The sequence below is a fragment of the Methylobacterium sp. Leaf99 genome, from assembly GCF_001422375.1.
Classification (GTDB): Bacteria; Pseudomonadota; Alphaproteobacteria; order Rhizobiales; family Beijerinckiaceae; genus Methylobacterium.
In genome coordinates, this window is record NZ_LMMU01000008.1 from 246,936 (window position 1) to 272,217 (window position 25,282).

General features: G+C 69.9%; 26 protein-coding genes. 11 read left to right on the forward strand and 15 right to left on the reverse strand.

What is annotated here, in order from left to right; all coding sequences use genetic code 11:
• The first annotated feature begins 82 nt into the window (after window positions 1-82).
• The gene (pdxA, locus tag ASF28_RS16155) at window positions 83-1,132 is read left to right on the forward strand and encodes a 4-hydroxythreonine-4-phosphate dehydrogenase PdxA (protein ID WP_056094799.1); all 1,050 of its coding nucleotides are present in this window, start codon (window positions 83-85) and stop codon (window positions 1,130-1,132) included.
• Entirely contained in the window at window positions 1,129-2,013 is an 885-nt protein-coding gene (gene rsmA / locus ASF28_RS16160) for a 16S rRNA (adenine(1518)-N(6)/adenine(1519)-N(6))-dimethyltransferase RsmA (protein WP_056094801.1), read from the forward strand. The genes pdxA and rsmA overlap by 4 nt, the downstream gene beginning before the upstream one ends.
• A gap of 53 nt (window positions 2,014-2,066) precedes the next feature.
• On the opposite strand, the gene ASF28_RS16165 is transcribed toward rsmA, so the two are convergent.
• From ASF28_RS16165 to ASF28_RS16180, 4 genes are all read right to left on the reverse strand, one after another.
• Window positions 2,067-3,941: a peroxidase family protein gene (locus ASF28_RS16165; RefSeq protein ID WP_162240008.1), complete on the reverse strand. Its 1,875-nt coding sequence runs from the start codon at window positions 3,939-3,941 to the stop codon at window positions 2,067-2,069.
• A gap of 929 nt (window positions 3,942-4,870) precedes the next feature.
• Window positions 4,871-5,869 carry a TIM44-like domain-containing protein gene (locus ASF28_RS16170; protein WP_056094806.1) on the reverse strand — a complete coding sequence of 333 codons (999 nt, stop codon included), beginning with the start codon at window positions 5,867-5,869 and terminating at the stop codon, window positions 4,871-4,873.
• Window positions 5,870-5,979: 110 nt separating this feature from the next.
• Window positions 5,980-7,125: an ATP-binding protein gene (locus tag ASF28_RS16175; RefSeq protein WP_082476607.1), complete on the reverse strand. Its 1,146-nt coding sequence runs from the start codon at window positions 7,123-7,125 to the stop codon at window positions 5,980-5,982.
• A gap of 84 nt (window positions 7,126-7,209) precedes the next feature.
• A complete protein-coding gene (locus ASF28_RS16180; protein ID WP_056094808.1) occupies window positions 7,210-7,842 on the reverse strand; it encodes a S24 family peptidase in 633 nt (210 codons plus the stop codon).
• A gap of 208 nt (window positions 7,843-8,050) precedes the next feature.
• Between ASF28_RS16180 and ASF28_RS16185 the strand changes: the two genes are divergently transcribed.
• Window positions 8,051-8,404 (forward strand): DUF952 domain-containing protein, encoded by a 354-nt coding sequence (locus ASF28_RS16185; protein ID WP_056094810.1) that lies wholly within the window; start codon window positions 8,051-8,053, stop codon window positions 8,402-8,404.
• Complete coding sequence (locus tag ASF28_RS16190) at window positions 8,401-9,480, forward strand: quinone-dependent dihydroorotate dehydrogenase (protein WP_056094812.1); 1,080 nt, start codon at window positions 8,401-8,403, stop codon at window positions 9,478-9,480. The genes ASF28_RS16185 and ASF28_RS16190 overlap by 4 nt, the downstream gene beginning before the upstream one ends.
• On the opposite strand, the gene ASF28_RS16195 is transcribed toward ASF28_RS16190, so the two are convergent.
• A complete protein-coding gene (locus ASF28_RS16195) occupies window positions 9,477-9,776 on the reverse strand; it encodes a hypothetical protein (protein WP_157085622.1) in 300 nt (99 codons plus the stop codon). The two genes, ASF28_RS16190 and ASF28_RS16195, sit on opposite strands and share 4 nt — an antisense overlap.
• A 238-nt stretch (window positions 9,777-10,014) precedes the next feature.
• Here ASF28_RS16195 and ASF28_RS16200 point away from each other — a divergent pair, with 238 nt between their 5' ends.
• Complete coding sequence (locus tag ASF28_RS16200; protein ID WP_056094818.1) at window positions 10,015-12,312, forward strand: FdhF/YdeP family oxidoreductase; 2,298 nt, start codon at window positions 10,015-10,017, stop codon at window positions 12,310-12,312.
• Window positions 12,309-12,614: a hypothetical protein gene (locus ASF28_RS16205; RefSeq protein WP_056094821.1), complete on the forward strand. Its 306-nt coding sequence runs from the start codon at window positions 12,309-12,311 to the stop codon at window positions 12,612-12,614. The genes ASF28_RS16200 and ASF28_RS16205 overlap by 4 nt, the downstream gene beginning before the upstream one ends.
• 134 nt (window positions 12,615-12,748) lie before the next feature.
• Here ASF28_RS16205 and ASF28_RS16210 read toward each other — a convergent pair whose 3' ends face one another.
• Window positions 12,749-13,855 carry an alkene reductase gene (locus tag ASF28_RS16210; RefSeq protein WP_056094822.1) on the reverse strand — a complete coding sequence of 369 codons (1,107 nt, stop codon included), beginning with the start codon at window positions 13,853-13,855 and terminating at the stop codon, window positions 12,749-12,751.
• Window positions 13,856-13,968: 113 nt separating this feature from the next.
• A complete protein-coding gene (locus ASF28_RS16215; protein ID WP_056094825.1) occupies window positions 13,969-14,853 on the reverse strand; it encodes an HpcH/HpaI aldolase/citrate lyase family protein in 885 nt (294 codons plus the stop codon).
• A 171-nt stretch (window positions 14,854-15,024) separates the two neighbouring features.
• On the opposite strand from ASF28_RS16215, the gene ASF28_RS16220 reads away from it, so the two are divergent.
• From ASF28_RS16220 to ASF28_RS16230, 3 genes are all read left to right on the forward strand, one after another.
• Entirely contained in the window at window positions 15,025-15,414 is a 390-nt protein-coding gene (locus ASF28_RS16220; protein WP_056094829.1) for a tautomerase family protein, read from the forward strand.
• The gene (locus tag ASF28_RS16225) at window positions 15,411-15,746 is read left to right on the forward strand and encodes a DUF167 domain-containing protein (RefSeq protein ID WP_056094832.1); all 336 of its coding nucleotides are present in this window, start codon (window positions 15,411-15,413) and stop codon (window positions 15,744-15,746) included. The genes ASF28_RS16220 and ASF28_RS16225 overlap by 4 nt, the downstream gene beginning before the upstream one ends.
• A gap of 114 nt (window positions 15,747-15,860) precedes the next feature.
• Window positions 15,861-16,553, forward strand: a complete 693-nt coding sequence (locus ASF28_RS16230; RefSeq protein WP_056094835.1) for a hypothetical protein — start codon at window positions 15,861-15,863, stop codon at window positions 16,551-16,553.
• A 38-nt stretch (window positions 16,554-16,591) separates the two neighbouring features.
• Here the strand turns inward: ASF28_RS16230 and ASF28_RS16235 are convergent, their stop codons facing one another.
• From ASF28_RS16235 to ASF28_RS16265, 7 genes are all read right to left on the reverse strand, one after another.
• Window positions 16,592-16,963, reverse strand: a complete 372-nt coding sequence (locus ASF28_RS16235) for a tRNA-binding protein (RefSeq protein WP_056094837.1) — start codon at window positions 16,961-16,963, stop codon at window positions 16,592-16,594.
• A 7-nt stretch (window positions 16,964-16,970) separates the two neighbouring features.
• Entirely contained in the window at window positions 16,971-17,795 is an 825-nt protein-coding gene (locus ASF28_RS16240) for an FTR1 family iron permease (protein ID WP_056094840.1), read from the reverse strand.
• Between the two features lie 40 nt (window positions 17,796-17,835).
• Complete coding sequence (locus ASF28_RS16245; RefSeq protein ID WP_056095138.1) at window positions 17,836-19,236, reverse strand: 4Fe-4S binding protein; 1,401 nt, start codon at window positions 19,234-19,236, stop codon at window positions 17,836-17,838.
• A gap of 17 nt (window positions 19,237-19,253) precedes the next feature.
• Entirely contained in the window at window positions 19,254-19,595 is a 342-nt protein-coding gene (locus ASF28_RS16250; protein WP_157085623.1) for a cupredoxin domain-containing protein, read from the reverse strand.
• Window positions 19,596-19,597: 2 nt separating this feature from the next.
• Window positions 19,598-20,155 carry an iron transporter gene (locus ASF28_RS16255; RefSeq protein ID WP_056094843.1) on the reverse strand — a complete coding sequence of 186 codons (558 nt, stop codon included), beginning with the start codon at window positions 20,153-20,155 and terminating at the stop codon, window positions 19,598-19,600.
• A gap of 182 nt (window positions 20,156-20,337) precedes the next feature.
• A complete protein-coding gene (locus tag ASF28_RS16260) occupies window positions 20,338-21,714 on the reverse strand; it encodes an MATE family efflux transporter (RefSeq protein WP_056094845.1) in 1,377 nt (458 codons plus the stop codon).
• A gap of 10 nt (window positions 21,715-21,724) precedes the next feature.
• The gene (locus ASF28_RS16265) at window positions 21,725-22,192 is read right to left on the reverse strand and encodes a gamma-butyrobetaine hydroxylase-like domain-containing protein (RefSeq protein ID WP_056094847.1); all 468 of its coding nucleotides are present in this window, start codon (window positions 22,190-22,192) and stop codon (window positions 21,725-21,727) included.
• Window positions 22,193-22,350: 158 nt separating this feature from the next.
• On the opposite strand from ASF28_RS16265, the gene moaA reads away from it, so the two are divergent.
• Both moaA and ASF28_RS16275 read left to right on the forward strand, forming a co-directional pair.
• Window positions 22,351-23,388 (forward strand): GTP 3',8-cyclase MoaA, encoded by a 1,038-nt coding sequence (gene moaA / locus ASF28_RS16270; protein WP_056094849.1) that lies wholly within the window; start codon window positions 22,351-22,353, stop codon window positions 23,386-23,388.
• A 78-nt stretch (window positions 23,389-23,466) separates the two neighbouring features.
• Window positions 23,467-24,333: an NAD(P)-dependent oxidoreductase gene (locus tag ASF28_RS16275; protein ID WP_056095143.1), complete on the forward strand. Its 867-nt coding sequence runs from the start codon at window positions 23,467-23,469 to the stop codon at window positions 24,331-24,333.
• Here ASF28_RS16275 and miaA read toward each other — a convergent pair.
• Window positions 24,311-25,273 carry a tRNA (adenosine(37)-N6)-dimethylallyltransferase MiaA gene (gene miaA, locus ASF28_RS16280; protein WP_056094852.1) on the reverse strand — a complete coding sequence of 321 codons (963 nt, stop codon included), beginning with the start codon at window positions 25,271-25,273 and terminating at the stop codon, window positions 24,311-24,313. The genes ASF28_RS16275 and miaA overlap by 23 nt on opposite strands.
• Between the last annotated feature and the right edge of the window lie 9 nt (window positions 25,274-25,282).

A 25,282-nucleotide genomic window follows, 5' to 3' on the forward strand; every position in this document is an offset into this window, starting at 1 on the left:
GGATCGTCTTGCCGGGTCGTCTTGCCTTGTCGGTCCCGACCTGCGACGCGGTCGGGATGACAATGCAAGGACGGCGGACGACGTGACCGATCACAAGCCGATCGCCCTCACCCTCGGCGACCCGGCCGGGATCGGGCCGGAACTCGCCCTGATGGCGTGGCGGGACCGTGACGAGGGCTTCGCCCTGCCGCCGTTCTTCCTCATCGGCGACCCGGATTTCGTCGAGCGGCGCGCGAGCGAACTCGGGTTCTCGATCCCCGTTGCGGAGGTCGGCCCGGATTACGCCACCGAGGTGTTTCCCCGTGCGCTCCCGGTGATGCCCCTGCCGAGCGGCGCGCGCATCGGGGCCGTGGCCGGGAGGCCGGATCCCGCCAATGCCGGGGCGACCCTTGAATCCATCACCACGGGCGTCGCCCTCGTGCGCGCCGGGATCGCCACGGCCCTCGTGACCAATCCCATCGCCAAGTACGTCCTCACCCAGGTCGGCTTCGCCCATCCGGGCCACACGGAGTTCCTCGCCGCCCTGAGCGTCGAGCCCGGTGAGGCGGTGCCGCTCCCGGTGATGATGCTGTGGAGCGAGACCCTCGCGGTGGTGCCGGTCACGATCCACGTGGCGCTCCGCCGGGTGCCCGAACTGCTCACCCAGGACCTCGTCGTCGCCACGGCTCGCATCGTCGCCCACGACCTGCGTCACCGCTTCGGCCTCGCCCATCCGCGCCTCGTCCTGTCCGGCCTCAACCCCCATGCGGGCGAGAACGCCACCATGGGCCTGGAGGACCGCGACGTGCTGGAGCCGGCGGTGGCGCAGCTCCAGAACGAGGGCATCGACATCCGGGGGCCGCTGCCCGCCGACACCCTGTTCCACCCGCGGGCGCGCGCGACCTACGACGTGGCGCTGACCCCGACCCACGATCAGGCGCTCATCCCCATCAAGACCATCGCGTTCGACGACGGGGTCAACGTGACCCTCGGCCTGCCCTTCATCCGGACCTCCCCGGACCACGGTACCGCCTTCGACATCGCCGGCAGGGGGATCGCCCGCCCCGACAGCCTGATGGCGGCCCTGCGCCTCGCCGCCCGCCTCGCCAAGAGGCCTCGCCAGGAGGCCTCCCCAATGAGCCCCGCGTCATGAGCGACATCGATCATCGTGCCGACGACGGCCTGCCGCCCCTGCGCGATGTGGTGCGCACGCACGGCCTGGAGCCGAAGAAGGCGCTCGGCCAGAATTTTCTGTTCGACCTCAACCTCACGGGCCGCATCGCCCGCTCGGCCGGACCCCTGGAGGGCGTCACCGTCGTGGAGATCGGTCCCGGTCCCGGCGGCCTCACCCGCGCCCTCCTGAGTGCCGGCGCCGCCCGGGTCATCGCCGTCGAGCGCGATCCCCGCGCCCTGCCGGCCCTCGCCGAGATCGCCGCCCGTTATCCCGGCCGCCTCGATGTCGTGGATGCCGATGCCCTCACCTTCGATCCCGTGCCGCTCATCGGTTCCGGGCCCTGGGGCGCCGGTTTGGGCTCCGGGCCCGTGCGGATCGTCGCCAACCTGCCCTACAACATCGGCACGCCGCTGCTGACGGGCTGGCTCACCGACCCGGCCTGGCCGCCGTGGTGGGACAGCCTCACCCTGATGTTCCAGCGCGAGGTCGCCGAGCGCATCGTGGCGGATGAATCGGACCGGGCGAATTACGGCCGCCTCGGCGTCCTGTGCGGCTGGCGGACGCAAGCCGACATCCTGTTCGACGTCGCCCCCTCCGCCTTCGTGCCGCCGCCCAAGGTCACGTCGAGCGTGGTGCGGCTGACGCCCCGGCCGGCCCCCCTGCCCTGCGCCGTCGAGACCCTGGAGCGCGTCACCCGCGCGGCCTTCGGCCAGCGTCGCAAGATGCTGCGCCAGAGCCTCAAGGCGGCGACCCCCGACGCCCTGCGCCTGCTGGAGGCCGCGGGCATTGCCGAGACCGCCCGCGCCGAGGAGGTGCCGGTGGCGGGCTTCGTCGCCATGGCGCGGGTTTTGGCCGGCTGACGGACGGTGAGTTCCCGCCGTCGCGCGAACCCGGAGCGTCGCGCCCTGTCCGGTCAGGCGAGGGTGTACTCGTTCGCGGTGATCTGGTCCGGCCTCACCCCCGGGAGTGCGACCTCGACGCTGCCGTAGGTGATGACGGCGTGCCCGTGATCCGAGGTGACCACCGGTTCGTCATGCGTGTCATGGTGCGGGCCCGACGCGCCGGGCCGGCAACCGGGATCGGTCCAGCCCCCGGCGGTCTCGAAAACCAGATGGTCCCGTCCGGGCCGGAAGTCGGTGATGACGGCCTTCGTATCCGCCGTGAACACGAACTGGTCGTTCCCACCGCCGCCCGTCAGGGTCTGGTCGCCGGTGCCGGCGACCAGCATGTCGCCCTTCGGCCCTCCCGCCACGAGCGCTTCGCCGTTCGTGCCGATCACGAGCTGCGGCGCATCCGGATTTTCGGACGCCACATCGCTGCTGCGGCGGTCGTAGAAGGTGAAGGCGTCGTCCTGGATATGCCGTGTGTCGGTGTTCCGCGTGATGATGTCCGACAGGGTCGTGTGGCGGATATCGTTCAGCGTCTGCCGATCGAACTGGTCGTTCTGGTACCAGAGGCGATCCCCGTCGCGCAGGTGATCGAATTGCGCGCCGACGATGGCCGAGAAGGTTGGCCCGAGTAGAGAACCCGGCGCGTGAGCTTCGGCGAGGCCTCCGGTCCAGAGATCGACGGCCTCCACGGAGCCGAAGGCCTCGCGCATCGCCGCGACCGTGGCCCGGTCGTCGGTGATCTCGGAAAAGTCCGCGTAGGGGGCGAAGCCGAGTTCCTCGCGGGTCTCGTTGAGGGTGCCCAGGCCGAGGTCGCGGCCGCGTTGGATATTGATGCTCGCCAGATCCAGGACGACCGGCGGATCGTTCAGGAAGTTGCGCAGGTCCTCGACGATGCGGACATCCATCGTCTGCGAGGCGTCGTCGCCGAGGTGGCGCAGGAAGCCGTCGGCTCCCGATGCCGCCGCGAAGGCCGCCGGTGTCATCCCGAAGGTGTCCCGGAGTTCGAGCCCCGGTCCGACGAGGTTGCCGGCCTCGTCGACGCGCTCCGTCTCGGCCGAGACGATGGAATGCCCGAACCGGTAGGCCGCGCCCGCGAACTCGACGCTGATCCGCGGGTCCACCTCGGCATCGTAGCCCCCGTAGGGCGCCATCGCATCGGCACCGAGGAGGTGGGGCAGGAACTCGTCGTAGGTGATGTGCTGGATCTCCGCGGTCACGATCGCCCTCGCCTGGTGGTAGAGGGCATCGCCACCGAGGTCGGGATGAGCCGCAGAAAGCCGGTCCACCTGGAAATTGTGTTCGCGCAGGAACAGCGTCTGGAGCGCGGTCAGGGACGGGTTCTCCGCGGCACGCCCGTCGCCCGCCAGGAAGGCGCCATTCACGATCGGCAGATTGTCCCCGATCGAGGTCGCCAGATGTCCGTCCGGGAGCCGCAGGCGCGCGGCCGTGGCCGCATCCGAACCATAGACCATCGAGGCATCGAGCCAGCCGGTGACGGCGTTCCGGGCGATCGCCGGCATGTCCGTGCCGGCCCCGGTCGCGGGATCGATGACGGCGCGGGTGATGGGAATAGGGCTCCCGGCGGCGAAGAACGCGTCACCGGCCGGGACCACGACGTCGATCCGCGTGACCCCATCCGTGCGGCTGAGGTCGAGATCGTGGTCGATGAACTGCCCCCAGGCGTAGAGCATCCCCGACACGCCCTGCGGGTTCGGAATCGTCGGATCGCCCTCCCCGACGACGATGTTGCTGATCGACCGCGCGTTCGGCCCATCGACCAGGGTCGAGATCCCGTCCGCGTAATGCGCCGCGCCGAGCCGGGCGAAATTGCTGCCGACCGCGTTGAGGTCGGCTCGGCCGAGGTTGTTGCCCGAACCGGTGATCGAATAGAACTCCATCGCGATGCGTCCTTTCACCCGTCCCGCGCTCATCCGCGGGGTTTCGTGCCGTCGCCGGTCTCCCGTCGACCGCGGTGTCCCGGGTGGGCAAGCGCATCGCGCGACCTCGCCGCTGCGAGCGACGGGCCCCGCCACCCCGCGGGGACAGGCCGACGACGCGCGTCCGCGTTTCACCCCCTGAACAGTCGTCCTGGTCGGCCGGGACAGATCTCGGCCGGAAGCGGACAGCCTCCGACAGTCGAACCGGTATGGTACGTCAGTACCTCGGCGCCGACAGGCGTGATTCGCATTAATTTATTGCTTTTAAATCGGGGAAAGTCAAATCGATAACAATGATTATTATTTAGGATTGGAGATAGATCGGATCAATGTAAATTTATATTGAGCTGTGTTCTATCTAGATTTATCAGTGTGATATCGGACATTTCCGAAGCGTTGTCTTGGAAACTTGCGACGGGCGATCGACGCGGGCGGCTTGTGAGGACTTTTCATCGGCAGCTCGAACACGCGCAGGCTCCATGGCAATCCGCCACAAGCATCAGATGTGTCTACGAGTTGGGCATCTACGGTGTCCGGGGTGGCAGATGGATTGTCACCGCGACAGCCTGCACGGACGCAAGTCGATCCATGGTCCGACTCGAAGATGGATTGATCGTTGACCTGGAACGGCGTCGTCGATCATCCTGATGCAGCGTTGAAATAGTATGCCTGATCGGGAATTTCATCACGGATGTCGTCGGATGACGCGACGTGACGGGGGTCGCGCGATCGTCGGCCCCGGCCGCATCGATGGCCAAGAACCGTCCCGTTCGGCGGACCGGTGACATGGGACGCGAATCGCCGATCATGCGGCCGGTTCGGGACAACAAAAAAGGGCCGCCCGGTTGCCCGGGCGGCCCTCATGTCTTGGGGGTCCGAAAAAAGGGTCTTCAGCGGCCCTGCTGGATCGCCGAAAGCACCCAGCGACCGCCGCGCTCGCGCAAGAAGGTCCACAGCTCGACGGCCTCCGGCTCGCCGGTGGCGACGACGCGGTCGGTGCGGCGCTCGACGGTGACGTCCTTGATGGCGTAGCGCATGGCGACGGTCGCGTACTCGGAATTGCCCTCGCCCCACGACTCGGACAGGTCACCCTGCAGGAGTTTCACGTCGGAGATGCGGTTGACGACGCCCTTGGCCTCGTTGGCGCGCAGCTCCTCAATGAAGTAACCGGCCATCTCCGGGGTCGCGAGGTTGCGCAGACCTGCCACGTCCTCGCGGCCATAAGCTTCCTGAACGCCCTTGAGGGCGATCTCGAAGCTCTCGAAGTCGCCGGGTCCGATCTGGACCGGACGGGCCTGCACCGGCTGCACCGGTGCGGGGCCACGCCCCATGCCACCGCCGCCAAGTCCGCCCATCGGGCTCGGGCCGGCGTTGCCGCCGCCCATGCCGTTCGGACCGGTGCCGTTGCCGCTCAGCTCCGAGCGGGCATGGCCGGCCGCCGCCGGGGTACCCTGGCGCCGGCGGAACCAGCGCACGGCGAGGGCGACGAGGAGGACGACGAGGCCGACCTGCAGCATCAGGCCGATGAACGAGGCGATGCCGCCGAGGCCGCCGAAGAAACCGCCGCCGAGGAGCGCGCCGAGGAGGCCGGCACCGAGGAGGCCGGCCATGAAGCCGCCGCCGAAGCGCGGGCGCTGAGCCGCCGCCGGATTCATGCCGGGGTTGCCCATGGCCGGGCCGGGCTGGGTCTGCGAGCGCTGGATCGGCGCAGCCGTGGTGGGAGCCGTGGTGGTGGCCGACGGGGGGGCGTAGGTGCGCGAGCCGCGCGAGCCCATTCCGCTGCTGCCGCCGCCCGGACGTGCCTCCGCCATGGGCGCCGCCAGCGCCAGGGTGGCGGCGAGCGTGAGGATGGTGGCCGCGCGCTTGCGGCGCGTGGGGGTGGTGAGCATGAATTCGCCCCTGATGCGATTCGATAAATGTCTGGCGGAAGCGCCAGTCATTATATGGTGACGTGTGACGCGCGGTTTTAGTCCACCACACCGAACGCTTTTCGACGTTCTCAGGCCACCGCCGGGAATACCATGCGGACCACGGTGCCCTCACCGGGCTTGCTGTCGAGGGTGACCGTTCCGTTCTGGCGCTTGACCAGACCATGGACGATGGCGAGCCCGGTGCCGCGCCCGGCCTCGCGGCTGGTGATGAACGGGGCCAGCGCCCGCGCGGCCATCTCGGGTGACATGCCCTGGCCCGTATCCGTCACGGTGATCCCCACGGCGCCGTCCCCGGGCCGCTGCAGGGCGCGGTCGCCCACGGGGACCGCGAAGGTCGCGATGGTGATGCGACCCTCCCCCGGCATCGCCTCGCAGGCGTTGGCGACGATGTGGTTGAGGGCGAGTTCCACCTGGCGCGGATTGCTCAGGCCGAGGGCGAGCCCCGGAGCGGTGCGGATTTCGAGGGTGATCCGCACGGGCAGGCTCGGGGTCGCTCGCACGCCGAACTCCGTGACGAGGGCGTTCATGTCCACCGGCCGCACGTCCGGCGCGATCCGGCGCGAGAACGCGAGGAGCTGGCGGGTCAGGATCGTCGCCCGCTCGGCCGCGTCCGTGGAGCGCAGGATGGCGCGCTGGATGAACGGCTCGTCGCGGTCGCCGAGGCGGCGCTTGAGCCCGTCGATGTAGCCGATGAGGATCTGGAGGAAGTTGTTGAACTCGTGCGCGACGCTGTTGGTGAGGAGGCCCAGCGCCTCGCGCTGGCGCGACAGGCTGAGCGCACCCTCCGCATCCCGGCGCCGGGACACGTCGATCACCTGCACGATGCGCCGGTTGGTGTCCGGCACCGGCGCCACCAGGATCTCGGCCCAGAACGCCGCGCCGGCCCGGGTGTAGGCCAGGAGCTCGGTGCCCTCGGGCGGGGCCTCGGCCAGGGCCGTTACGAGGGCGCCCCGCGCCGCGCGGTCGGTGTCGGGCCCGAGGAGGAAATGGGTGCTGCGGCCGCTCACCGCCCCTGCCTCGTATCCCGTGAGTGCAAGGAAGGCCGGGTTGGCGAAGACGATCCGCTCGCTCTCGGAGGCCGTCTCGACGAGGAGGGTGGGCACACGCGATGCCGTCAGATAGGCCCGCGGAGCCGCATCCGCCCGATGGTCGGATGCTTGCTCGTCCGGCCTCTGGTCGTCCGGTGCCTGATCGTCCGGTGGGGGCGATGCCATGGCCTGTCCGCGCGTGCGAGGGGGCTCTGCCCTCGGGGCCTCAGGCATAGACCGATCGGGCGGCCCGGCAAAGCTGCGACCTTGCTACTGCCGCACCCACATCACGCGGCCGATCCAGGCGATCTCGCCGACATTGACCACCCGGTCGGCATGCTCGGGGTTGAGGGACGCGAGCTCGATGGTCCGGGCCGTACGGCGCTTCAGTTCCTTGGCCAGGACTTCGCCGGCGGCCAGGCGCACCACCACGCGGTCGCCCTTGCGGACGCTCGCCGCGGGCGAGACGATGAGCACGTCGCCGTCGCGGTAGAGCGGCGCCATGGAGTCGCCCTGCACTTCGAGGGCGAAGGCGCGGTCGTCGGCGAGATCGGGAAACTCGATCTCTTCCCAGCCCGGGCCGCCCGTGGGCATGCCCTCGTCCGTGAACAGCCGCCCCGATCCAGCCTGAGTCATGCCCACGAGGGGGATCATGGCGCGGGCCGGCCCGGTCCGGACCTCGATGAGACGCAGGAATTCGTCGAGGCTGGCGCCCGTGGCGGCCAGGACCTTGGCGATGGATTCGGTGGAGGGCCAGCGCTTGCGCCCGTCCGGGCCGATGCGCTTCGATCGGTTGAAGCTCGTCGCATCGAGGCCGGCCCGGCGCGCGAGGCCGGAGGCCGAGAAGCCGTGACGTTCGGCCAGCCGATCGATGGCGGTCCAGATCTGCTCGTGCGACAGCATGACAGGCTCGCGGCGGGAAGTGCGTAAGACGCTCAGCCTACGCGTAGGAAAGTAGAACTAAAATATCCGGAAAGCAACGGTACGGGATCGCACGGACTTGTTCCGGCGTTCCCCCGGCAGGATCGTCCCGTTCGCGGTCGGCCCCGGTTGCGGCGCGCGGGTGCGCGTTCTATCGCCGGGTCAGCGAGCCTCGCGCGCAGGAGACCGGATGCCCCTCGTCTACAAGATCTGTCCGCGCGATCTCTGGGCGACGGCCGAGGCGCGGGGGCGCTTCACCGGGGCGCCCGTGGACGTGGCCGATGGTTTCATCCACTTCTCCACCGCCGCACAGGCCGCCGAGACGGCGGCCCGGCATTTCGCCGGTGCGCGCGACCTCGTCCTCGTCGCCGTCGACACCGACGCCCTCGGGGCGGCGCTCCGCTTCGAGCCCTCGCGCGGGGGCGACCTGTTTCCGCACCTCTACGGCGATCTGGCGCTCGAGGCCGTGCGTGCGGTCCACGATCTGCCGCTCGGGCCGAACGGGCGCCACGTCTTCCCCGAGGCGTTCGGAGACGCCGCATGATCGGCGCGCTGTTTCCCCTGGCCAAGCCCCTGCTGCACCGCCTCGATGCCGAGGCGGCCCACAACCTCACCATCCGGGGGCTGTCCCTGCTGCCGACGCGCCGGCCGCCGCCGGACGATGCGCGCTTGGCCGTCGAGGTCCTGGGTTGCCGCTTTCCCAATCCCGTCGGACTGGCCGCGGGCTACGACAAGGGTGCCGAGGTGCCCGACGCGCTCCTCGGCCTCGGCTTCGGCTTCGTCGAGGTCGGCGGCGTGGTCCCCAAGGCCCAGCCCGGCAATCCGGCGCCGCGCGTGTTTCGCTTGAGGGCCGATGGCGCCGTCATCAACCGGTTCGGCCTCAACAGCGAGGGGCTCGACGTGGTGCGCCGCCGCCTCGCGGCCCGTGAGGGCCGGCCCGGCCGGATCGGCGTCAATATCGGCGCCAACAAGGAGGCGACGGACCGCCTCGCCGATTACGTCGCCTGCACGCGGGCCCTGGCGCCGCTGGTGGATTTCGTCACCGTCAACGTGTCCTCGCCCAACACGCCCGGCCTGCGCGACCTCCAGGGCGAAGCGTTCCTCGACGATCTCCTGGCGCGGGTGGTGGAAGCCCGCGACGCGGTCCATCCCGGCACGGCGATCCTGCTCAAGATCGCCCCCGACATCACCCTCGCGGCGCTGGATGCCATGACGGCCACGGCCCTGAAGCGCGGCGTCCAGGCCCTCGTCGTCTCCAACACCACCATCGCGCGACCGGCGACGCTCGCCGAGACGGCCCTCGCCCACGAGACCGGCGGCCTCTCCGGCCGGCCGTTGTTCAAGCCCGCGACGCGGTTGCTCGCGCAGACCTACCTGCGGGTGGGGACGAAAATCCCCCTCGTCGGCGTCGGCGGCATCGACTCGCCCGAGGCCGCCTGGACCAAAATTCTGGCGGGCGCGAGTCTGCTCCAGCTCTATTCCGCCCTGGTGTACCAGGGGCCGGGCCTCATCGGGTCCATCAAGGCCGGCCTCGTCGCCCGCTTGGCGGCCGAGGGCGCGGGCAGCCTCTCGGCGGTCGTCGGCCGCGACGCGAAAACCCTGGCGGCGCTGCCGGATTAGACGCGCGCGGCCGGTGCACGTCGCCGGCCGGTTCCGGCTAGTACCACGCAGGCGGCGAACAGGCCGACCAGCCCCCATTTGACCGGCAGGAGGTCGGCGCCCTCGCTGGCGACGGGATGGCGTGCGAACCGTCCGGGCCCGATCTCGACGCCCGGTTTGCCCGCCCCTTGCGCGTCCGCGATCTGCTCGGGTGAGATCGCCCATTCGGCGCCGCTCTGGCGGTCGTGCGCCATCATCGCCAAGGCGACGGCGATCCCGACGACGATGGCCGCGCTCACCCGTATGGGGGTCCGCATCCGTGTGGTCTCCTCGACGGGTCCGGGCCGTTATGAGGGCCTTTCCCGTGCATACCCCACCTGCGTATGGCGGCGCACCGGCTTAACCCAGGCGAAACCACGGGGGACGAACCTTGGCTTGGCGCAAGCGCATGACTGGCCTGCGTTTCTACGCGATTGAGGCGCCGCGGTGCGGTGCGGTAACCCTTCGCGGAAGCAGGTCGCCACGACCTTAGAAGCCTTCCCATCAGGATCGTCCATGGATCACCCGGTCGCGTCTCCCAAGCGTTCGTCCGCCGCCGGCGGCTGGGGTGCGCTGAAAAGCTGTGGCAAGCACCTGCTCGGCAGTCGCGCGCCGCTCTCCGGGGCGCGGGCCATGCTGAAGGCCAACCAGCCCGACGGGTTCGACTGTCCGGGCTGCGCCTGGGGCGATCCGGAGCACGGTTCGTCGTTCGAGTTCTGCGAGAACGGCGTCAAGGCGGTGTCGTGGGAGGCCACGGACAAGCGCACGCCGCCGAAGTTCTTCGCCAAGCATACGGTCAGTGAATTGCGCGGCTGGACCGACTACGCCCTGGAGGGCGAGGGCCGGCTCACCCACCCCATGCGCTACGACGCGCAGAGCGACCGCTACGTGCCGACCACCTGGCCCGAGGCCTTCGCGGCCATCGGTGCGAGCCTGCGCGGTCTCGACCATCCCGATCAGGCCGAATTCTACACGTCGGGCCGCGCCTCCAACGAGGCGGCCTACCTCTACCAGCTCTTCGCCCGGCACTACGGCACCAACAACTTCCCCGACTGCTCGAACATGTGCCACGAGGCCAGCGGCATCGCCCTCCAGGCGGCCATCGGCATCGGCAAGGGCACCGTGCTGCTGGAGGATTTCGAGAAGGCCGGCGCCATCTTCGTGGTGGGTCAGAACCCCGGCACCAACCATCCGCGCATGCTTGGCGATCTGCGGAAAGCCGCCCAGCGCGGCACCCGCGTGGTGGTGTTCAACCCCGTGCGTGAGCGCGGCCTCGAGCGCTTCGCCGATCCGCAGAACACCGTCGAGATGCTGCGCGGCTCCAGCGCCCCCGTGGCGAGCCACTATTACCAGCCGCGTCTCGGTGGCGACATGGCGGCCTTCCGCGGCATCGCCAAGGCGGTGTTCGCCGTCGACGACGCGGCGCTCGCCGCCGGCAAGGCGTCCGTCCTCGACCGCGCGTTCCTCAGCCATCACACCGCCGGCCTCGCCGCCTACCGTGCTGCCGTCGATGCCACCACCTGGGAGGCCATCGAGGACCAGTCCGGCCTGTCCCGCGCCGACATCGAGGTCGCGGCCGGCGTGTATCTCGGGGCCGACAAGGTGATCTGTACCTGGGCCATGGGCGTCACTCAGCACCGGCATTCCGTCGCCACCATCCGCGAACTCGCCAACGTGATGTTCCTGCGCGGCCATGTCGGGCGTCCCGGCGCGGGCCTCTGCCCCGTGCGCGGCCATTCCAACGTGCAGGGCGACCGCACGGTGGGCATCAACGAGAAGCCCCCCGCCGCCCTCCTCGACGCCCTGGAGACGACCTTCGGCTTCACCGCGCCGCGCAAGCACGGCCACAACGTCATCGCGGCCATCGGCGCCATGCTGGACGGCTCGGCCAAGGCCTTCATCGGACTCGGCGGCAACTTCGCCCGTGCCACGCCGGATACGACCCTCGTCGCAAAGGCCCTGTCGTCGTGCGAGCTCACCGTCCACATCGCGACGAAGCTCAACCACTCGCACCTCGTGCCGGGCCGCGTCGCCTACCTCCTGCCCTGCCTCGGCCGCACGGAGATCGACCGCAACGCCAAGGGCAAGACCCAGATCGTCACGGTCGAGGATTCCATGAGCATGGTCCACGGCTCGGGCGGCATCAACAAGCCGGCCTCGAAGGAACTGCTCTCCGAGATCGCCATCATCGCCGGCATGGCGGCGGCCACCGTCGGCTCCGACCGGGTCGATTGGGCGGCGTTGACCGAGGATTACGATGGCATCCGCGACCTCATCGAGCGCACGATTCCGGGATTCACGGGCTATAACGTCCGGGTGCGGCGCCCGCGCGGCTTCATGCTCCGCAATCTCGCCGCCGAGCGCAACTTCGAGACCGAAACCGGGTTCGCCAACTTCTCCGCCGATGCGCTGCCGGAGGCGACGGAGCACCAGCGGGCCCGCAACGCGCCCGGTACCTTCGTGCTGCAGACCTTCCGCAGCCACGACCAGTACAACACCACCATCTACGGCATGGATGACCGCTATCGCGGCGTCTACGGCGAGCGCCGCGTGGTCTTCGCCCACCCCGACGATCTCGCCGAGATCCGGGCGCTCACGGGCGACCGGGTCGACATCGTCGGCACCCACGACGATGGGGTGACCCGGGTGGCGGAAAGCTTCCGTCTCGTGCCGTTCGACATGCCGCGCGGGTCGCTGGCCGGCTACTACCCCGAACTCAACGTTCTCGTGCCGCTCTCGACCTTCGGCGAGGGCAGCGATACCCCGACCTCGAAATCGGTGATGGTGCGGTTGCGCGCCCCGGTCGCCGCGTGAGCGAACCGGCCGCCGACGCCGAAACCTTCCTGGCGGTGACGGAGTCCGTCGCCGCCCTGCAGCCCGGCCTCTCCACCCTTGAGGCGGGCGTGCTCGCGGCCCTGCACCTCGACCTCGCCGCCGACAGCCGCAGCTTTTCGCGGGTGTTCGGCGTGGAGCACGCCCTCGTGCTGCGGGCGGTGGAGATTCTGGTGGGGGAAGCCGCGCTCCTCACCGTGATCGAGCGGGCAGCCCGCACTCAGCGGACGCGCTATGCCGTTACCGAGACCGGCCGAGCGGTTCTCGACCACTTGCACGGCTGAACCGGTCGGCGGGCAACGTCTCGTCCATCGCCGAGCGCACGACGGGGCTGCTCTTGCAGGACGCCCCTGCAACGCCGTGCCCGGCACCGAACCCCCACCCCGCGAGCGGGGCGAGGGCGGATGAAGCGAGCGGCTTACCGCACGATCTGCACCGGCCCGTTCATCCCCGGCCAGTCGGAATACCCGTTGGCGCCGCCGCCGTACCAGTAGGCCTTCGGGGCCTCGGCGAGGGGTGCGCCCGTGCGCAGGCGCTCGACGAGGTCCGGATTGGCAATATAGGGGCGGCCGAAGCTGAACAGATCGGCGCGGCCCTCCGCGAGGTCCTTCTCGGCAAGCTCCAGGGTGTACTGGTTGTTGCCGATATAGGCACCTTTGAAACGCTCCCGGATCTGGCCGAAATCGACTTCGTCGGGCACGTCCCGGGTCTGCTGGGTCACGCCCTCGATGGTGTGGACGTAGAGCAGGCCGAACCCGTTCAGGGCCTCGACATAGGCGCCGAACGTCGCCTTCGGATCGCTGTCGAGGGCTGTCTTGCCGGGCTCGGTGGTCGCCGGCGACAGGCGGATGCCGACGCGCTGGCCGCCGCCCCAGACCTCGGTCACGGCCTTCACCACGGCCAGGGGAAAGCGCAGGCGGTTCTCGATGGAGCCGCCGTACTGGTCCGTGCGGTGATTGGTGGAATCGCGCACGAACTGTTCGAGGAGGTAGTTGTTGGCGGAGTGGATCTCGACACCGTCGAAGCCGGCCGCCTTGGCGTTCTCGGCGGCGCGGCGGTAATCCTCGACGATCCCGGGGATTTCGTCCGTCTCCAGGGCACGCGGGGTGACGTGGGGCTGCATGCCCTTTTCGGTGAACGCCATGCCCTCAGGCTTGATCGCCGAGGGCGCGACGGGCAGGCCGCCGTCCGGCTGGACGTCGGGGTGCGAGATGCGGCCCGTATGCCAGAGCTGCAGGAAGATGCGACCCTCATTGGCGTGGACGCCGGCGGTGACCGTCTTCCAGCGCTCGACTTGGGGCTTGGTCCAGATGCCGGGCGTCAGGGCGTAGCCCACGGCCTGGGGCGAGATGTTCGTCGCCTCGGAGATGATCAGGCCCGCATTGGCGCGCTGGGCGTAGTAATCGACGGCGAAATCCGGCGGCACGCCGTCGGTCGACGAACGGCTGCGGGTGAGCGGCGCCATGACGACGCGGTTCTTCAAGGCGAGGTCGCCCAGGGTGTAGGGTTCGAGGATCGGGCTCATGCGGGGGGGAGGGGTCCTGGTGGGAGCGCACCGCCGTCCGGCGCGCCGTCAGCGGGGAAAGCCCCGCTTCCCCGCCCCTGTTCCCGCCCTCAGCGCATGGCGGGTCCGCCCCGCTACTGCCCCTTGGCCGCAATGGCCTCCGACCAGTTCACCGCCCGGCGGGCCATACCGATGTGCTGGCGCTCGTACATGCGGCCCTCGATCTTGATGGCACCGCGCTTGAGGTTTTCCGGCTTGTCGAACGCCTCGATGACGATGCGGGCGCGGCGCACCTCCTCCTCGGTGGGGGCGAAGCAGGTGTTGGCCGGCTCGATCTGGTTGGGGTGGATCAGGGTCTTGCCGTCGAAGCCGAGGTCGCGGGCCTGCTGGCACTCGGCCCGGCAGCCGTCGACGTCGCCGATGTCGTTCCAGACGCCGTCGAGGATGATCAGGCCCTCGGCGCGGGCGGCGGCCAGGGTGAACATCATCCACGGCAGCATCGGCACGCGGCCGGGCACGAGCTGGGCCCAGGTATCCTTGGCGAGATCGTTGGTGCCGAGCACGAAGCCGGTGAGCCGGGTGCGCCGGTCGCGCCGGGCCTTGGCGATGTCCTGGATGTTGAGGATGGCCGCCGGGGTCTCGATCATCGCCCACACGGCGATGCTGTCGGGTGCCTCCAGGGCCTCCAGATGGTTGGCGATACTCTCCAGCACGGCGGGCGAGGATACCTTCGGCATCAGGATCGCGTCGGGCCGGGCCTGGATCGCCGCCTTGAGGTCGGATTCCCCCCAGGGGGTCTGGGGGGCGTTGACCCGGATGATGATCTCGCGGTTGCCGTAGCCGCCTTCCTTGACCGCCGCGCAGACCTGTTCGCGGGCGATTTCCTTGGCGTCGGGCGCCACGGCGTCCTCGAGGTCGAGGATCAGCGAATCGGCGGCCAGCGTCCGGGCCTTCTCGAGGGCGCGCTGGTTCGAGCCGGGCATATACAGCACGCTGCGGCGGAGGCGGAGGTCGGACATCGAGGGTTCCCGTGAAAACGCCGAGCACCTTAGTGCAACATCGGCGCCGGGACACCCCGCCAAGCTCGCCGAATGGCCGGTCTGCCGTCGGATCGGGACGCGGACAGGGGACGGCTGCTACAACGGCGCCCGTCGCGCCGCCCGTTCCGGCGTTCCCACCGTGAGACCGCAATGCCGCTGATCCGCTTCGACCTCCTCGAAGGCCGCACCGAGGCCGAGCTGAAGACCCTGCTCGACGCCGCCCACGACGCCATGCTGGAGGCGTTCCGGGTCCCGCCCGGCGACCGCTACCAGATCGTCACCGAGCACAAGCCGTCGCGCATGATCATCGAGGATACCGGCCTCGGCATCCCGCGCACGAAGGACGTGGTGGTGGTGCAGGTGTTCACCCGCCCGCGTTCGCAGGAGATGAAGCAGGATTTCTACCGCCTGCTGACGGAGAAGCTCGAGGCCGCCTGCGGCATCGCTCCGGCCGACGTGATGGTGTCGTGTGTGGTCAACAGCGACGCCGACTGGTCGTTCGGCCACGGTCGGGCGCAGTTCCTCACCGGCGAGCTTTGACGCGCGCCCTACCCTGCGCGGCCGGCCCGGACGGCGTGCGCCTCGCCGTCCGGCTCACCCCACGGGCCAGCCGCACCGGCCTCGACGGGCTCGTCGCTGGGGCGGACGGCCGCGTGGCGGTTCAGCTGCGCGTCGCCGCCCCGCCGGTGGAAGGCGCCGCCAACGCGGCGCTCGTCGCCTATCTCGCCGACGCGTTGGATCTGCGGCGCAGCGCCATCCGCATCGTGTCGGGCGAGACGGCGCGCCACAAGACGGTGGCGCTCGCCGGCGATCCGATTGACCTCGAAGGCCGCGTCGCCGCATGGATCGCGGGCGCGGCGGTCCGCGGCTGATACCCGACCAGGGCCTCGACGATCCGGGATGGACGACGCACCCTGCGCGGACCCTCCCTTGCACTACCCTCTGATCGGCGGAGCGCACCCGTGACGCAAGACGAACCCAGGAGCGTGTCCCCCGGGCGTCGCTTCGCCTCCGAGCGCATCAACACCGGGGTGCAGACCCTGGCGATCCTCGGCGCCGGGGCCTGGGGCGTCTACACGTTCATCTACGAGGCGCGGATCAAGCCGAGCCTGGAGCCGCCGGCCGTCTCCGTGACGACGGACCTCGTCAAAGCCGGTGAGCGGGACAATCACGTCGCGATCCGCTCGACGGTGACCCGCAAGAACGTCGGCCAGACGGGCGTGCGCGTCCTCGGTCTCGCCTACAACGTCATCGGCATCCGGGCGCAGTTCGCCGATCGGTCCGCCAAGGCCGGCGACCTCGCCGATGGCCTGGAGGCGAAGGATCGGGTGATCGCGGCCCGCGACTACACGCTCGCTGAGCCCGGAACGGTGATCCTGCGCCAGGGGATGCTCTTCGCCGGGGCCGCACGGGGAGAGGCCAAGCCCTCGGACCTCTACCCCGGTGAAGCGGTCTCGCGGGATCTGATCGTCTATGCGGACCGCACGCAGTACGACTTCGTGCGCTTCGAGGTCAGCCTCGCCTACGCCAAGGAAGACGACCCGGCGGTGGAGCTCCGGTTCGACCTGAGCAGCGCGGGCGCCCTGATCCTCACGCCCCGGGCCGATTGCAAGGCCACGCCGGAGGCGTGCAAGCGCCTCAAGACGACGGATTTCGGGACGGAATTCTCGCTCTGGTGAGCACCCAACGGGATCGCGCGCGTCCCTCGCGACAATCTTTAGAACAGGCGGCCGCCATTCGGAACCGGCCGGTCCGGCGTGAACAGCACCACGGCCCCATCGGCATCGGGAAAGCCCAGGGTCAGCACCTTGGACAGGAACGGCCCGATCCGGCGCGGCGGAAAGTTCACCACCGCGGCGACCTGCAGTCCGGGCAGATCCTCGGCCCGGTAATGCTCGGTGATCTGCGCGCTCGACCGCTTGCGACCGATGCTGCCGCCGAAATCGATGACGAGCTTCAAGGCGGGTTTCCGCGCCTCCGGGAACGGGTCGGCCGACACGATGGTGCCGACCCGGATATCGACGGCGAGGAAGTCGTCGAACGCGATGGTCTCGGCCACCGGGGCGTCGAGTATGTGGCTGACGTGCATCTGCGCCTCAGGCGGTGCGGACCTGCCGGCGCTTGTCCGCCGATGACCATTGCATCAGGGCGACCATCACCACGATGGTGCCGACATAGACCACGCCCTGAAGCACGCTCGGCCGGTCGGTGTAGCCGACGAGGGCGTGCAGTACCCGGCCCGCGAGGCTGTCCTCGCGCAGGAACGCCGCACTGTTCCACAACGGCCGGTCGAGGACGGTGACGACGCCCGCGTTCAGGAGGAACTGGGCGGCCTGCGAGGCGAGGCCGGCGGCGAGGAAGATGATGAGCGCGCTCGTCACCGAGAATACGTACCGTGTCGGAATCGCCGCGAGGCCGAAATAGCTCACGCCCGACACGGCGGCACCGACGGCGACGCCGGCCAGGGCCCCGAACTGGATGTCGAGGCCCGAGGTGCCGGACGCGACAAGGCCGTAGAGGAACAGCACGAGTTCGGCGCCTTCCCGCAGGATCGCCGCACCGACGACGAGGGCGAGGGCCGCCACGGTGGTCTGGCCGGTGCGGACCTTGTCGCCCGTCGCGCGCAGCTCGCCGGCGAGTTCACGGCCGTGCTTGCTCATCCAGGTGTTGTGCCAGATCAGCATCAGCACGGCGACGATGAGCACGGCGGCGTTGAGGATGTCCTGTCCGGCGCCCTCGAAGGCATCGGAGATCTTTTCCGCGAACAGGGCGATGAGGGCGGCTCCGCCGAGGCCGCCGAGGATGCCGAGGGCGATCCAGCGGCCGCGCCCGGCGATGCCGCGCGTCGCCGCCATGACGATGCCGACGATGAGGCCGGCCTCGATGACTTCGCGAAAAGCGATGACGAAAGCGCCGATCATGCGCAGAAATCCTTGTGTGCGCGCCGGACGGCCGCGCGGGTTACCAGATCCAGAACAGCAGCACCCAGCCGAACACCGAGAGGCCGCAGGCCGCCGCGATGGCCAGCGTGGTGGCCAGCCGGCGCGCACCGGTCGCGTAGAGCCCCGACACCCGCCACGCGAGCCACGTGCTCCACAGGCTGCTCCCGAGGAGGAGGCCCGCGCGCAGTTCGGAGACGTAGGGAATGACGAACCCGTCGCCGCGCAGGAACGTCACGGTGAGGGCCGAGAGCCCGAGGAACACGCCGCAGCCCGCCACCGGGATCAAGGTCTGGGTGAGGTGGTGAAAGCGCGCCCACGACCACGCCCCGAGGACCCGCGTTCCCAGCGCCACGAAGCCCGAGAGCGACAGGCCGAGGACGAGGGCCGAGGCGGCGATGTAGGCGAGCAGGAGGACGCCGTCGAGGAGGCTGAGGACGTCGTTGTGCTCGGGGTAGTTGGTGAGGACGAACCACGGCAGGGTCGTCTCCAGGGGCCAGGAGATCCCGCGCTCGATGAGCACCGTGGCGAGCCACTGCTTGGCCTCGATGAACCACGGGCTCGACGACCACTGGAACGCGCCCACCGCGAGGCCCATCATGCCGAACAGGATGAGGGCGGTCTGGTCGAGGCTCGGCTCGGTGCCGGCGACGTTCACGATCTCATGGGTGGGGGAACGGCGGGCGAGGCGCACGGCCCCGCGATAGCCGCTGCAGCGCCCGCACATGTGGCAGGCCCCGGCCCCGTTCATGGTCTTCACCGGCACCAGGGGCGCGCAGTTGAAGGTTTCTCCCCGGGGCTTCGGCGACGCGCTCCAGGCGGCGTGATCGACCTGAAAGCTTATGGGGGCGAGCTTGGCCAGCACGGCGAAGACGCCGTTGACGGGGCAGAGGTAGCGGCACCACACCCGCTTGTTGCGGCCGTAGAGCAGGCCGACGGCGATGGCCGCCACCGTGGAGCCGCCGAGCACGGCGAGGACGGGCTTCGGGTAGCCGTAGACACTGACCATCTGGCCGTAGACCGTGGTGCCGGCGAAGGCCACGAACGGCCAGCCGCCCCAGGTGAGCCAGCGCGGCACGGCGCGCCCGAGGCTCCAGCGGCTGGCGAACTCCGTCAGCGCGCCCTCCGGGCAGAGGATGCCGCACCACGCGCGCCCGACCACCACCATGCTGACCAGTACGAACGGCCACCAGATGCCCCAGAACGCGAACTGGGCGAACACGGTCAGGTCGTTCCACAGGTGGGCCGTGCGTCCCGGCAGGGGCAGGAAGGCCGGCACCGCCACGAGGACGAGGTAGACCGCCACGACGATCCACTGGATCGTGCGGATGATGCCGCCGTTGCGCTGGAGCCACTGGCCGAGGCCCGCCAGCTTGGCATCGACCCAGGCCTCGCCCGGTGTGATGGAGGCCGATGCCGCCATGGGGTTCGCCATTCGGACTACTTCGCCACGAGGGTGGCTTTGGACTCCGGGTGGAAGTCGTCGAACACGTCGTAGCGGCCGGGATCGATGGTGCGGAACACGATGGACGAGGTGGCGCCGGCCGCGAGCGCCTTCTCGCGCTTGAGTTCGGTGCTCTCGAACTCGACGGGGCTCTTGCCCGTGTTGGTGATCTCGAGCTTGAACCGGGTGTTGGCCGGGACCTCGATGATCTCGGGGATGATCGCCCCGTCGCGCATCTCGACCTTGATGACGGGCAGTTCTTCGGCGAGGGCCGGCCACCCGAGCGCCAGGGTGCCGGCCGTCAGCGCGGCGGCGAGCAGGTGCGACGGGCGGGCCACGCTCAGTACGCGCCCTTCTTGCCGATGCCCGCGAAGGTGAAGTCCTGGGTCACGTCGAACGGCTTGAACCACTCGGCGACGCCGGTCTCCTTGTCGACGTGGCGGCCGAAATGCTGGCCCGCGCCGGGGGGCGCCACAGTAAGCCTGAGGCGGTAGCGGCCGGGACCCGACAGCTTGACGTTGTCGCCGTAATGCGGGCCGTCATTGGCCACCATGGGCATCAGGGAGCCGGTGACCTTCGGCCCCGTGGCGGCCTCGCCCTCCAGCTTCGTCAGCTCGAAGGACACGGCGAGGGACGGCACCCAATCGCCCTCGGCGAAACCGTTGCGGTTGTCCTTGGCGGCGCGGATGTCGGCCTCGAGGTGCAGGTCGGATGCCGCTGCGGCGCGCATCATGTCCGGCGGGTCCATCTCGATGGGCTGGAGATAAACGGCGGCGACCTCCAGGCCGTTCTGAATCACGTGCGGGCCGATGGGCGTCTCCTTCGCGAGGGCGGGAAGGACCGCACCCGCCGTGAGGAAGCCGGCGAGGAGAAGGGACGGAAGCAATCTTGCGGTCATGGGAGTCTCGCGCATGGTCTAGAGCGCGTAGACCAGCCGCGAAGGCAAGCAAAGAGGCTTCTTCGTCACATTACCACATCGGAATCGTTCTAAGTCGGGGGTTGCCTCGATTTTCTGAAGCAAAGCTTGTCCCGAACTCTATCTATTGGTTCCTGATCTTGCGAGCGCACAACAGATGGCGATCATGCGCCCTGGCGTACCGGACAGGGCAGCCCTGTCTCCACGGCTGGGGAAAACGTCCGCGCGGTCAGGCCGGGATAGGCCAGGGCCTGACCGATGCCGCGGCCGCCGAGCAGAAGCAGGAACGCGGCCCAGAGGCCGGCATTGCCGAACCCGAGGGCGTGGAACGCCAGCAGGGCGACGCCGTAGGTGCCGGACGCCGCGATCATCAGGTTGCGCATGGCCCGGGTCCAGGTGGCACCGATGTAGATGCCGTCGAAGGCGAAGGGCAGTGCGGCGACGAGCGGCGCCAGGGCCGCCGGAACGAGGTAGGCCCGCGCCGTCTCGCGGACCTCCGGGTTCGTCGTCACGGCGTCGATGAAGAGGCCGCCCGTCACGAGGAACAGGCCCGCGATGGCGGCCCCGAAGGCGAGACACCAGGCCAGGCTCAGGCGCGCGGCGCGGCGGAAACCCGCCTCGTCGCGGGCGCCCACGGCCTGCCCGCACAGGGTCTCGGCGGCGGTGGCGAAGCCGTCGAGGAAGAAGCCGCCGATCATGAACAGATTCCACAGGACGGCGTTGGCGGCGAGGACCACGTCGCCCGAGCGCGCGCCGAGGGCCGAGAACGCGGCGATGCAGGCGACCAGCAGCAGGGTCCGGATCATCACGTCGGCGTTGACGCTGAGCATCCGGGCGAGCGCCAGGGGATCGGCGACGATTCTCCACGGCACCGCGAAGGGGTGCGAGCCGAGGCGGGCGAGGAGGAAGAGGCCGAGTCCGGCGCCGGCCGCCTCGGCGAGCAAGGTGGCGAGCCCGGCACCCGCGACGCTCATGCCCGCACCGAGCACCAGCGCGAGGGTGAGGGCGATGTTGACGCAGTTGATGGCGATCTGGAGCACGAGCCCGAGATCCGTGCGGCCGCGTCCCAGAACGGAGCCGAGGATGGCGTAGTTCGCGAGCGTGAAGGGCGCCGCGAAGATGCGGATGTGGAAATAGTCCGACAGCCCGGCGATCACCGCCGGGCTGGCACCGCTCAGGGCGAAGGCACCCCGCCCGATGGGGCCCTGCAGGATCACGATGACGGCGCCGACCAGGAGGCCGGCGGCGAGCGCCCGCGCCAGGGTCCGGTCGACCTCCGCCCCGTCGCGGGCACCCACCGCCTGCGCGGTCAGGCCGGCGGTGGCCATGCGCAGGGAGCCGAACGACCAGAAGATCGCGTCGAAGATCACGGCCCCCAGCGCCATGGCGCCGAGGAGCGCGGCGTCGCCGAGCCGCCCGATCACGGCCGCGCCGACGAAGCCGAGCAGCGGCGTCGTCACGTTGGCGACCGTCATCGGCAGGGCCAACGTCAGAACGCGCCGGCTCGTGGCCGGTGCCGGATGGGCGCCGCGAACGTTCATCGGCACGCCTTCAGTGGCAGCCGCATCCGGTGCCGCAACTGCCGCCGCCCGAAGTCTCTGTTGGATTTCCGGTCGGCTTCTTGGCCGGTCGCACGGCCGGATCGCGCGACAGGCCGCGCTCTTCCAGCTCCGACAGGTAGGTCGCCCAGCGGTTCCGGTATTCGCGGCCGAGGTCGTACAGGTAGCCCCAGCCGAACAGGCCGGTGTCGTGCATGTCGTCGAAGGTGAGCTTGACGGCGTAGTTGCCCACGGGTTCGACGTTGAGGATCGCGACCTCGCGCTTGCCGCCGATCACCTTGCGCTCGGCCGGGGAATGGCCCTGGACCTCGGCGGACGGGCTCGACACCCGCAGGTACTCCGCCGGCAGGGTGAAGCGCCCGCCATCCTCGAAGGCGACGATGAGGCTGCGCTTGTCGCCGGACAGCCGGATTTCCGTAGGCCAACGCTCGGCGACGGCAGCGACGGTCTGTTGGTCCATGGCTGGCTCCTGAAGAGGGGGCGTGGTCCCACGTGCGGACGCGTCGCCCCGGTGCGCGCTTGCCCACGGGGGTGCAAGACCTCATATGCGTCTTCATGCTAGGTTCGTCACGCGACCAAACGCCAGTGCTTTCCCAAGACCAGAGTACAGAGTCCCGCATGTGGGGTCCCCGCACCGTCGACGCTCCCGTGACGCCCGTTGCCGCGCCGCTGATCGACCCGTTCCAGCGGGCGATCACGTACCTGCGCATCTCGGTGACGGATCGCTGTGACCTGCGTTGCGTCTACTGCATGTCCGAGGACATGAACTTCCTGCCGAAGCGCGACCTGCTCAGCCTCGAGGAACTCGACCGCCTGTGCGCCGTGTTCATCGGGCGCGGGGTCCGCAAGCTTCGCATCACCGGCGGCGAGCCCCTGGTGCGGCGCGATATCATGCACCTGTTCCGCCGCCTGTCGCGCCACCTCGGCACGGGGGCGCTGGAGGAGCTGACCATGACGACGAACGGGACGCAGCTCGGTCGCTTCGCGCCCGAACTCGCCGACCTCGGCGTCAGACGCGTCAATGTCTCCCTCGACACCCTCGATCCGGCCAAGTTCAAGGCCGTGACCCGGCGCGGCGATCTCAAGGTGGTGCTCGACGGGATCGCGGCGGCGCAACGGGCCGGCATCAAGGTCAAGATCAACGCCGTGGCGCTGAAGGGCGTCAACGAGGACGAACTCGCTGACATGATCGCCTGGGCGCACGGCGACGGCATGGACATGACCCTCATCGAGGTCATGCCCCTCGGCGAGATCGAGGGCGACCGCACCGACCAGTTCCTGCCCCTCTCCGTGGCCCGCGCGCGCCTCGAACAGCGCTACACCCTGATCCCCCTGCCCGACCGCACGGGCGGCCCGGCCCGCTACGTGCGGGTCGCCGAGACCGGCGGGCGCCTCGGCTTCATCACGCCGCTCACCCACAATTTCTGCGAGAGCTGCAACCGCGTGCGCCTCACCTGCACGGGGCAGCTCTACATGTGCCTCGGCCAGGAGGATGCGGCGGATCTCCGCGCGGCGTTGCGGGCCTCGCCCGACGACGCCCTGGTGACCCAGGCGGTGGTGGGTGCCATCGCCCGCAAGCCCAAGGGCCACGACTTCGTCATCGAGCGGGCACGACCGGCGGCGGTGCCGCGCCACATGAGCGTCACCGGCGGCTGACCGCCCTGCCGGTTTGACCCCTTGGCCGAGCCCACCTAGACCGCCGTTCATTCTGAACTTAGACGGTGGAGACGGATGATGGCGAAGGTCGCGTTCCTGGGCCTCGGTGTGATGGGTGGCCCGATGGCGGGTCATCTCGCGGCGAAGGGCCATGCCGTCACCGTCTACAATCGCACGGCGGCCAAGGCCGAGGCCTGGGTGCAGGCCCATGGCGGGGCAGCGGCGCCGACTCCGCGTGAGGCGGCTCGTGGACAGGAGATCGTCTTCGCCTGCGTCGGCAACGACGACGACCTGCGCGGCGTGACGCTCGGCGTGGACGGTGCCTTCGTGGGCATGGAGAAGGGTTCGGTCTTCGTCGATCACACCACCGCCTCGGCGGAAGTCGCCCGCGAATTGGCCGAGGTCGCACACGCCGCCGGCCTGCACTTCATCGACGCCCCCGTCTCCGGCGGCCAGGCCGGGGCCGAGAACGCGGCGCTCACCGTCATGTGCGGCGGCGAGGCCGCGACCTACGGCCGGGTCGAGCCGGCGATCCTGAGCTTCGCCAAGGCGAGCCGCCTCATGGGTCCCTCGGGTTCGGGCCAGCTCACCAAGATGGTCAACCAGATCGCCATCGCGGGATTGGTGCAGGGCCTGTCGGAGGCGATCCACTTCGCGAAGCGGGCCGAGCTCGACGTCGAGGCGGTCCTCGACGTGATCTCCAAGGGCGCCGCCGGCTCCTGGCAGATGGAGAATCGCGGGCGGACCATGAACGCCGAAAAATTCGATTTCGGCTTCGCCGTGGACTGGATGCGCAAGGACCTCGGCATCCTGTTGGCTGAGGCGCGCCGCAACGGCGCCAAGCTGCCGGTGACCGCCCTGGTCGACCAGTTCTACGCCGACGTGCAGGGCATGGGGGGCAACCGCTGGGACACGTCGAGCCTCATCGCGCGTCTGGAGACGTAAGCCGCACCTCGGCGAGGGGCAGGGCCGCCGCCGGGGCGGTCCAGGCCCAGTCCGGCCCCATCTGGTGGCGGAACCAGGTGAACTGACGCTTGGCATAGCGGCGCGTGTCGGCCTGACCGCGCCGGATGGCCTCAACGCGGTCGATGACGCCGTCGAGATGCGCGATCAGGCCCGGCACGCCGTGGGCGCGCATAATCGGCACCATCGGATCGAGGCGGCGTTCGCGCAGGGCCGCGACCTCGTCGAGGGCGCCGTCCGCGATCATCGCGGCGAACCGGGCGTCGATGGCGGCACGCAGCGCTTCGCGCTCAGGCGCGAGGAACAGTTTCAGGAGTGGCAGGCCGGCAAGGGGGCCGGGCGTGCGACGGCCTCGGAAGCTGGCGATGGGCCGGCCCGTCGCGGCGAAGATTTCGAGGGCACGGAGGATTCGGGCGCGGTCGCTCCGCCGCAGGGCCTCGGCGCCGCTCGGATCGCGGGCGGCGAGGTCCGCGTGGAGCGACTCCGTCGGGCGGCCCTCGGCCTCGGTCCGGACCGCGGCCCGCACGGCGTCGGGCACGCTCGGCAGCTCCGACAACCCTTCCTCCAGGGCGCGGAAGTACAGGCCTGTGCCGCCGACGAAGATCGGCAGGCGGCCCTCCTCCCTCAGTTCGGCGAAGAGGCCGGTCGCTTCCCGGGCGAAGTGACCGGCGGAATAGTTGATCGCCCCGTCGACATGGCCGTAGAGGCGATGGGGCGCCAGGGCCGCCTCCGCCGCGCTCGGGCGGGCCGAGAGGCGGCGCAGATCCGCGTAGACCTGCATGGAATCGGTGTTGATCACCACGCCCCGGAACCGGCGCGCCAGGGCGGTGGCGAGGCCCGACTTGCCCGAGGCGGTCGGCCCTGCGATGAGGATGGCCGCCGGCCGGCCTGCTGCGTGTGCTGTGTCCGTGACCGGCGGCAAGGCGTGGAA